Genomic DNA, 7,943 nt, shown 5'->3' with positions numbered 1-7,943 from the left:
TTCGGCCGCCTCGCCTTCGGGCGTGCCTTGGAATTCGGGGGCCAGTGCGGTTTGCATGGGAAGAGGAGGTCCGGTCGGTGGGAGGGGGCGATGCGCGGCCCGCGACAGCCGCGGAGCCGCGCCCTGGGGCGGGTTCAGAGGTCCGGGCCGAGCCGTCCGGGGTTGAAGATGCCGGCCGGGTCGAAGGCTCTCTTCAGCTCGCGGTGGATGCGTGCGAGCACCGGCGAGAGCGGCGTGAACACGCCGGCTGCGCGGTCGCGCGCATGCCACAGCGTCGCGTGGCCGCCGAGCGCGCGCGCGGCCTCGCGCACCGCGTCGGCCGGCATGCCCGTGCACAGCCAGCGCTGCGCGCCGCCCCACTCGATCAGCTGCTCGCCCGGGAGCTGCAGCGGCGGTGCGGTCTGAGGCAGCGACAGGCGCCACAGCGCCGCGCCGGCATTCACCGCGGACATCGCGCCAGTGAAGAAGGCGTGCCGCTGCTCTCGCAAGGACAGCCAGAGCGGCGCTGCCTGCGCGGGCCCGAGCGTCTCGCCGCCGAGCTGCGCCACGGCCGAGGCCACCGCCGCCTGCGCGCCGCGCAGCCGCAGCACCAGCGTGCCCTTCCACCAGGCGCTGGCATTGAGCGGCAGCGGGCGGCCCGCCCACTCGTTGAGCGTGCGCAGCGCCGTCGCCTCCTTCATCTCGAAGCGCAGCGTCGCCTCGGCGGGCGCCACCGGCAGCACCTTGAGCGACACCTCCAGGATCACGCCGAGCGTGCCCATCGAGCCCGCGAGCAGGCGAGAGACGTCGTAGCCGGCGACGTTCTTCATCACCTGCCCGCCGAAGCTCATCACATCGCCGCGGCCGTTGAGCAGCGTGGCGCCGAGCACGTAGTCGCGCACCGCACCGACCGCAGCGCGCGAGGGGCCGGAGAGGCCGGCGGCGACCATGCCGCCGACGGTCGCGTCGGCGCCGAGGTGCGGCGGCTCGAAGGGCAGGCACTGGCCCTTGTCGGCCAGCGCCGCCTCGAGCTCGGCCAGCGGCGTGCCGCAGCGCGCGGTCACGACCAGCTCGGTCGGCTCATGGCTGACCACGCCGCGCAGGCGCGTCACGTCGAGCGGCTCGCCCTGCGGCGCCCCGCCGTGGAAGGCCTTGGTGCCGCCGCCGCGGATCTGTAGCGGTGTGCCGTTGGCCGCGGCCTCGTGCACGCGCTCGACGAGGGAGAGCAGAAGGGGATCGATGTCCTGTTTCATGGGGGTCTCACGAGGAGGGCTGAGGTGCGGGGCAAGGTGCGGCAGGCTCAGCCGTGCGTGCGGCGTTCGTGGAGCGGCACCGGCACGGCTTGTCGGCCGCTCAGAATCGCTCCAGCTCGGGGAAGGGCAGCAGGCCCTTCTTCACATGCATCTTTCCGTACTCGGCGCAGCGGTGCAGCGTGGGGATCACCTTGCCGGGGTTGAGCAGCTCGTGCGCGTCGAACGCGCGCTTGAGCGCCATCATCTGCTCGCGCTCGGCGGGCGAGAACTGCACGCACATCGAGCTGAGCTTCTCGATGCCCACGCCGTGCTCGCCGGTGACGGTGCCGCCGAGCGCCACGCTCGTCTCGAGGATGTCGGCGCCGAACAGCTCGCAGCGGTGCAGCTGGTCGGGGTCGTTCGCATCGAACAGGATCAGCGGGTGCAGGTTGCCGTCGCCGGCGTGGAAGACGTTGGCGCAGCGCAGCGCGTACTTCTTCTCCATCTCCTGGATCGCCAGCAGGATGTCCGCGAGGCGCTTCCTCGGGATAGTGGAGTCCATGCACATGTAGTCCGGGCTGATGCGCCCGGATGCCGGGAAGGCGTTCTTGCGCCCGCTCCAGAATTTCAATCGCTGCGCCTCGTTCTCGCTGACCGAGATCGCGGTCGCGCCGCTGTCCTTGAGCACCGCGACCATGCGCCCGATCTCCTCCTCCACCTCCTCGGGCGTGCCGTCGCTCTCGCACAGCAGGATCGCCTCGGCGCTGAGGTCGTAGCCGGCGCGCACGAAGTCCTCGACCGCGGCGGTCATGGGCTTGTCCATCATCTCCAGGCCCGCCGGGATGATGCCCGCGGCGATCACGGCGGCCACCGCGTCGCCGGCCTTCCTCACGTCGTCGAAGCTCGCCATGATGCAGCGCGCCAGTTGCGGCTTCGGCACCAGCTTCACCGTCACCTCGGTGACCACGCCCAGCATGCCCTCGCTGCCGATGAAGACCGCCAGCAGATCGAGCCCCGGTGCGTCGAGCGCGTCGCCGCCGAGCTCGAGCGGCTCGCCTTCCACGGTGTAGCCGCGCACCTTGAGCACGTTGTGCACCGTCAGGCCGTATTTGAGGCAGTGCACGCCCCCGGAGTTCTCGGCGACGTTGCCGCCGATGGTGCAGGCGATCTGGCTGCTCGGGTCGGGCGCGTAGTACAGCCCGTAGGGCGCGGCGGCCTCGCTGATGGCGAGGTTGCGCACGCCGGCCTGCACGAGCGCGGTGCGCGCGAGCGGGTCCACCTTCAGGATGCGGTTGAACTTGGCGAGGCTGAGCGTGACGCCCAGCGCGTGCGGCATCGCGCCGCCGGACAGGCCGGTGCCCGCGCCGCGCGCGACCACCGGCACGCGAAGCTGATGGCAGGTGCGCAGCACGGCCGCGACCTGCTCCTCGGTCTCGGGCAGCGCCACGGCCATCGGGATCTCGCGGTAGGCAGTCAGCCCGTCGCATTCGTAGGGCTTGGTGTCCTCGCCGCGCCACAGCAGCGCGTGCGCGGGCAGCACGCCGCGCAGCGCCGCGACCACCTGGGCCTGGCGCTGCCGGCGTTGTTCTTCGGTGCTGCTCGCAGCAGCGGGGGGCAGGGGTGCGTTCATGGGGAGGCAGCCGGTGGTGCCGGCCCCCGGGGACCGGCACGAGTGAGCGTCGGCCGGCACTGTAACTCCGCCCGGCCCCTTGCCCGGGGTTCCCGCAGGTATGCAGGCGTCATTTCAGTCGTGACCGCGACATGCGCAAAGGCTGCGGCCCGCCGCCGGCGAGCCGCGCAACATCAGCGGCGATGCCCCCCCCGGGCGCCGGGCGGATGCGCCGCGGCGGGCACCATCACCAGCGGAGGCGAAGCCAGCCGCATGCGCTCCATCGCGAGTTCGGCGTCGACGCGCTCGCGGTGCATCACCAGGCGGTTGAGCCGCTCGTTCACCGCATCGTGCGCGGCGCGCAGTTCCGCCCGCCGCGCCGCGGCGACCGCCGGGTCCTCCGCCGGGAAGGTCCAGGTCTGCTCGAGCACGTTGTCCTCGCCGCCGTAGGGGATGCGGTCCGTGAGCAGCAGCGTGCCGTCGGGCTGGCGCTGCTGGTAGACAGTGCGATGGGAGGGGCCGCCCGGGTCGGCCGCCGCCACGCTGCCGCATGCCAGTGCCAGGACGGCACCGGAACACAACAGCGCGCGGGAACGGGTGTGCAGGATGTTCATGCCCCGTGGAGCCCGGGCCCGGTGCGCCGGTTCCTCGGGCAACGGCGTTTCTTCCCAGGCGTTACCGCACTCACACTTCAGTGCGAGAAAGTAACGCCGGGTAACACACGTTTCAGGGGGTCAGGCGGTGAAAACCGTGAGCACGCCGGTGTAGCCGTAGAGGTGGTGGCGCGCGATCTCGCCGCCGGCGAAGAAGCCCACCAGCGGCACGTCGCCGAGCGCATGGCGCACGAGCTGCAGCTCGGCGCCGGGGCTGCCGAAGTGCGGCCCGCCGCGGCCGGAGCAGCTGACGTAGATCGCGCCGGAGATGCCGCGGGCCGGATGCGGCGCGGCATCGGCCCCTTCGCCGGACAGCGCGAGCGCCGTCTCGAGCGGCACCTCCTGCGGCTCGAGCTCCTCGCGGATCTCGGCGCAGATGCGCATCAGGTCGCGCCGCGCCGCGTCGGCGTGGCGGCGGCAGAACGCGAGCTGCATGCCGGGCTCGGGCCGGTCGGCCACCGCGATGCCGTAGCGGTGCGGGTCGATGCCGATCAGGTGCCGCACGCGCACGTCCTCGCCGAACTGGCCGCGCCGGATCGCGCCGTCGTCGCCGCCGTCGAACAGGCCGACGAGCGTGGTCTGCAGCTTCGGCAGCGCCTCGCGCGGCTCGGCCCCCTCGAGGCCGAGGTCGGCGAGCAGGCAGCCGAGCGCGGGCTCGCCGTCGAGCGTGGCGATCACGTTCTGCTCGACCTCGGTGATCGTGCGCGCCGGGCCGACCGGCTGGCAGCCCTGCGTGACGCGCGACAGCAGCGCCACCTCGGGCGAGAACGCGACGCCCGACAGCCCGCCGTGGAAGACCTCGTCGGCGATGTGCAGCGTGCGGGTGCGGGCCGCGGCGAGCCCGCCGAACAGGTAGCCGGTGGCGGTGCGCGTCGCGAGCTCGCCGACGAGCTCGGCCATGTCCGGCGTCGTCGGGTCGGCGTGCACCTGCGCGGTGTGGGCGGCGAAGGAGGGCGGCAGCGGCTGCACGCCGGAGAAGACGCGGAACTGCTCCGCCGGGATGTCGCCGAGCATCAGCGCGAGGCCCGGCTCGTCGAAGTACTCGACACCGTTGGCCGACACGCCGACGCCGACCGTGCCGATCCAGTGCACGCCGGGGTAGTGCGCATGCAGCCGCTCCAGCAGCGCGGGCGCGTGCACCGCGTAGTGGTCGGTCAGGTAGACCCAGCCGATCGTCGGCCTCAGCTGGTAGGGCGGCGCGCGCCGCAGGCCCTCGAGCTGGGCGATGGCCAGCGTGAGCGCCATCTCCCATTGCGGGTGCGTGGCGTGCGCATGCGGAAACAGCGTCATGCACCGAGTGTGCCTCAGCGCTGCGCCCCCCGGGTCGAGGGGCCGGGCCGGGCTCAGGGTCTTGTCGGCCCCCCGGCGTGCCGGCCGGGGAGGTGTCGCCTCACGCCTTGGGCGGGCGGGTCGCGGACTTCGCCGCGGCGGTGGCCTTGCGCGGGGCGGCACGCTTGCGCGCCGCCTCGGGCCCGGCCTCCGCAGGGGCGGGCGTCCCGGCGGCTTCTTCCGGGGGCGGCGCGGGCATCGTCGCCGCCAGGCCCTGGCGCAGCGCCTGCTCGGCGGTGCTGAAGGACTGCTTCACCAGATCGCCGGCGAAGCGGGTGGCGGCCTGGGCGGCGGCCTGCGCGCCGGGGTCCTGCATCGCCTGCGCGGCCAGCGCCGAGAACTGCTGCGACAGCGCGCCCCACCACTGCATCGGGTCGACCATCGGCGGTGCGCTGCCGGGAGGCGTCGCGGCGGCGGGGGCCTCGGCGGCTGCCGGGGCGGCAGCGGGCGCGGCGGGCGTGGCAGCCGCCGGAGCCGCGGCCTGCGGCGGCGTGAAGAAGGAGGCCGCGGCGCTCGCCGCCTGCGGCGGGATCGTCATCGCCTCGCGCAGCGCGTCCATCGGCACGTTCATCGTCTGCAGCGTGCTGAGCGTCATGCGCTGCACCTCCATCGCCTGGATCGTGGTGCCGATCATGCGGGCGTTCTGCTCCAGCCAGAACTGCACCGTGCGCAGCTCGGCGATGCGCTTCTCCAGCTCCGCCGGGTCGAGCGTCGGCGCGACCCACTGGCCGAAGTTCGGCATCGCCGCGTTGGCGTTCTTCATCAGGCTCTGCAGGAAGTCGAAGCCCGGCACCATCTTGCCGAGGTCCTGGAAAGCATCGCTCATGGGTCGGTTCTCCTGGGGTGGCCGTGCGACGCACAGGAACGCGCCGCGGCTGCAGCACATTTTGCACGGCTTGCGGCCCCTCAGGGCGCCCCGCGCGCCTCCAGGCGCAACACGCCGCCGTCCTGGCTCCAGCGCAGCCGCGACAGCACGTCCATGCCGAGCAGCGGCGCATGCAGCCGCTCCAGCACCGCGACCCGCAGCCCGCGCACCTCGACGCCGCCCTCGAGCGAGATGTCGGCCTGCGCGATCGATCCCGTCACCACGCCGCCGGCGGTGCGCGAGCGCACCTGCCCCTGGCTCGGCAGGTCGAGCTCGTCGGCGAGCGCCTGCGGCAGCACCGTCGTCGTGGCACCGGTGTCGACGAGGAACTCCACCTCCCGGCCGTTGACGCGGCCCGGCCAGTGGAAGTGGCCGTCGGGCGCACGGCGGATCTCGATCGCGTCGCCGCGGATCTCGATGCGCGACTGCGCCTGGCGCCGCTCCAGCACCTGGAAGCCGAGGAAGGCCAGCGTGCCGAGCAGCAGCCAGACGGTGAGGATCTTGAGCGTGCCGGGAAAGTCCTGCATGCCGGCCATCCTAGCCGCGCGGAAGGACTCCCGGCCGGCAGGGCGGCACGCCCGATGCTCGTCGGCCCGGGTGTTCACCAATCCCGAGGCGGGCGCCGGGGCAGCGGAAAGTGGTGCAATGGAAAGGCTGCGGGCCGCCCGACGCGGCGCAGGCACCGCGCGGCGGCCGTGCCTGCCATTGCGGAATCCGCCCCGCCCTCCCGCAGCGCCTCACGGACCCATGACCCCGAGAAATCCCGCGCCTTCCCCCCAGGGCCCGCACCGCGGCCCGGCCCGCCTGCTCGTCGTGCTGGTGGTGCTGGCCGCGCATGCGGGACTGATCGCCTGGCTCGCGCGCTCCGGCCGCGAGCCCTCCGCCCCCCGCGCGCCGTCCGCCGCACCGCGCGCCATCGAGACCCGGGTGCTGGCGGGCGTGCCGCCAACCGTCCCGGTCCCCGCGCCGGCGGCCGTGCCCGCCGCGCCGATGCCAATACCGACACCGACACCGACGCCGCCTACCGGAGCGCGTGTGGCGCCTGCGATGCCGCCCGCCGAGACCCCGGCTGCAGAACCGGTGCTCGTCGCGGAGCCGCCTGCCGTTCTCGTTCCCGCGCCCGCGGGGAGCGCCGAGGTCGAGCTGCTGCCGGTCGCGGCCGCCGGCGCCGCCGCATCGGAGCCGGCCGCGTTGCAGCCGGGCACGGCAGCGACGCAGGCGCCGGACGCATCCGTGGTTCCGCTCTATCCGACCCGGCTGCCGCCGGCCTTCACGCTCGCCTACGCGTTCCGCCGCGGGCCGCTCGGCGGCTCGGGCGAGCTGCGCTGGCGCCCGGGGCCGGACTACCTGCTGCAGCTCGAGGGCCGCGCGCCGATCCTCGGCACCGTGATCGCCCAGACCAGCCAGGGCGCGGTCGACGCGCACGGGCTCGCGCCGCAGCGCTTCACCGACCGGCGCCTGCGCCGCAGCGAGCAGGCGGTGAACTTCCAGCGCGACGCCGGGCTCATCAGCTTCTCGGGCCCGTCGACGACCCATCCGCTGGTGCCCGGCGCGCAGGACCGGCTGAGCTGGATGCTGCAACTCGCCGCGATCGGCGAGGCCGCGCCCGGGCGCGTGCGCAGCGGCCGGGTCGAGCTCTTCGTCGTCGGCGCGCGCGGCGACGCCGACGTCTGGTCCTTCCGCAGCGCGGGACAGGAGACGCTGACGGTGGGCGGCCAGCCGCTGCAGACCGTGCAGCTGCTGCGCGAGCCGCGCCGCCCGCACGACACGCGCGTCGAGGTCTGGCTCGCGCCCGACGCCCACCACCTGCCGGTGCGCGCGCGCCTGACCGACAGCAGCGGCGAGGCCTTCGAGCTGATGCTCGAGGCGCTGCCCGCCCAGCTGCGCAAGTGAGCGCGGACCCTCTGTTTTCCGCGGGTGGCTTGAAAGTTGCTCATTCCTCCTCACATGGCAGTCAACGGAGGTATGACATGCAGATGCTCTACAACTCGGACAGTTTCGCGGTGGTCGAATTCGAGGTCCCGGCGGCGAGCGCGGCCGACCAGGACACCGAGGAGGACGCGGGCCTGACCCGCGGCGGCTACGAGATCGTCGACAAGTTCGCGCGCAAGGAGATCTACATCGAGGGCGCGATGGCCGAGAGCTTCAAGGAGGGCGTCGAGGCGCTGATCGAGACCTCGCCGACCGTCGAGGAGATCGACGCCTACATCGAGCGCTTCTCGTCGCTGATGCACCAGCCCGTCGTGCTGCACTGACGCCGGCCGGGGGCAATCGGT

At 73.5% G+C, this 7,943-nt stretch carries 8 protein-coding genes; 2 read left to right on the top strand and 6 right to left on the bottom strand.

Annotation, left to right across the window (positions count from 1 at the left end; all coding sequences use genetic code 11):
* Positions 1 to 134: 134 nt before the first annotated feature.
* The 6 genes from glcE to D3A59_RS11345 form a co-directional block, all read right to left on the bottom strand.
* A complete protein-coding gene (gene glcE / locus D3A59_RS11370; protein ID WP_119155046.1) occupies positions 135 to 1,232 on the bottom strand; it encodes a glycolate oxidase subunit GlcE in 1,098 nt (365 codons plus the stop codon).
* 100 nt (positions 1,233 to 1,332) lie between these two features.
* Positions 1,333 to 2,841 carry an FAD-linked oxidase C-terminal domain-containing protein gene (locus D3A59_RS11365; RefSeq protein ID WP_119155045.1) on the bottom strand — a complete coding sequence of 503 codons (1,509 nt, stop codon included), beginning with the start codon at positions 2,839 to 2,841 and terminating at the stop codon, positions 1,333 to 1,335.
* 173 nt (positions 2,842 to 3,014) lie between these two features.
* Positions 3,015 to 3,434, bottom strand: coding sequence for a hypothetical protein (locus D3A59_RS11360; protein WP_119155044.1), 420 nt, complete (start codon positions 3,432 to 3,434; stop codon positions 3,015 to 3,017).
* A gap of 120 nt (positions 3,435 to 3,554) precedes the next feature.
* A complete protein-coding gene (locus D3A59_RS11355; protein ID WP_119155043.1) occupies positions 3,555 to 4,763 on the bottom strand; it encodes an FIST signal transduction protein in 1,209 nt (402 codons plus the stop codon).
* A gap of 100 nt (positions 4,764 to 4,863) precedes the next feature.
* Positions 4,864 to 5,628, bottom strand: coding sequence for a PhaM family polyhydroxyalkanoate granule multifunctional regulatory protein (locus D3A59_RS11350; protein WP_119155042.1), 765 nt, complete (start codon positions 5,626 to 5,628; stop codon positions 4,864 to 4,866).
* Positions 5,629 to 5,708: 80 nt separating this feature from the next.
* Complete coding sequence (locus D3A59_RS11345) at positions 5,709 to 6,194, bottom strand: retropepsin-like aspartic protease family protein (RefSeq protein ID WP_157991492.1); 486 nt, start codon at positions 6,192 to 6,194, stop codon at positions 5,709 to 5,711.
* Between the two features lie 220 nt (positions 6,195 to 6,414).
* On the opposite strand from D3A59_RS11345, the gene D3A59_RS11340 reads away from it, so the two are divergent.
* Both D3A59_RS11340 and D3A59_RS11335 read left to right on the top strand, forming a co-directional pair.
* Positions 6,415 to 7,560, top strand: coding sequence for a DUF3108 domain-containing protein (locus tag D3A59_RS11340; RefSeq protein WP_157991491.1), 1,146 nt, complete (start codon positions 6,415 to 6,417; stop codon positions 7,558 to 7,560).
* Positions 7,561 to 7,637: 77 nt separating this feature from the next.
* A complete protein-coding gene (locus tag D3A59_RS11335; protein ID WP_119155039.1) occupies positions 7,638 to 7,922 on the top strand; it encodes a BTH_I0359 family protein in 285 nt (94 codons plus the stop codon).
* Positions 7,923 to 7,943 lie beyond the last annotated feature (21 nt).

It is taken from the genome of Caldimonas tepidiphila (assembly GCF_003569765.1).
Taxonomy (GTDB): domain Bacteria; phylum Pseudomonadota; class Gammaproteobacteria; order Burkholderiales; family Burkholderiaceae_C; genus Caldimonas; species Caldimonas tepidiphila.
This window is presented reverse-complemented; position numbering and strand designations above follow the sequence as displayed.

Bases quoted from the DNA above. Each gene is read 5' to 3' on its own strand.
- glcE (WP_119155046.1), bottom strand. From the start codon at position 1,232: ATGAAACAGGACATCGATCCCCTTCTGCTCTCCCTCGTCGAGCGCGTG.
- D3A59_RS11365 (WP_119155045.1), bottom strand. From the start codon at position 2,841: ATGAACGCACCCCTGCCCCCCGCTGCTGCGAGCAGCACCGAAGAACAA.
- D3A59_RS11360 (WP_119155044.1), bottom strand. From the start codon at position 3,434: ATGAACATCCTGCACACCCGTTCCCGCGCGCTGTTGTGTTCCGGTGCC.
- D3A59_RS11355 (WP_119155043.1), bottom strand. From the start codon at position 4,763: ATGACGCTGTTTCCGCATGCGCACGCCACGCACCCGCAATGGGAGATG.
- D3A59_RS11350 (WP_119155042.1), bottom strand. From the start codon at position 5,628: ATGAGCGATGCTTTCCAGGACCTCGGCAAGATGGTGCCGGGCTTCGAC.
- D3A59_RS11345 (WP_157991492.1), bottom strand. From the start codon at position 6,194: ATGCAGGACTTTCCCGGCACGCTCAAGATCCTCACCGTCTGGCTGCTG.
- D3A59_RS11340 (WP_157991491.1), top strand. From the start codon at position 6,415: ATGACCCCGAGAAATCCCGCGCCTTCCCCCCAGGGCCCGCACCGCGGC.
- D3A59_RS11335 (WP_119155039.1), top strand. From the start codon at position 7,638: ATGCAGATGCTCTACAACTCGGACAGTTTCGCGGTGGTCGAATTCGAG.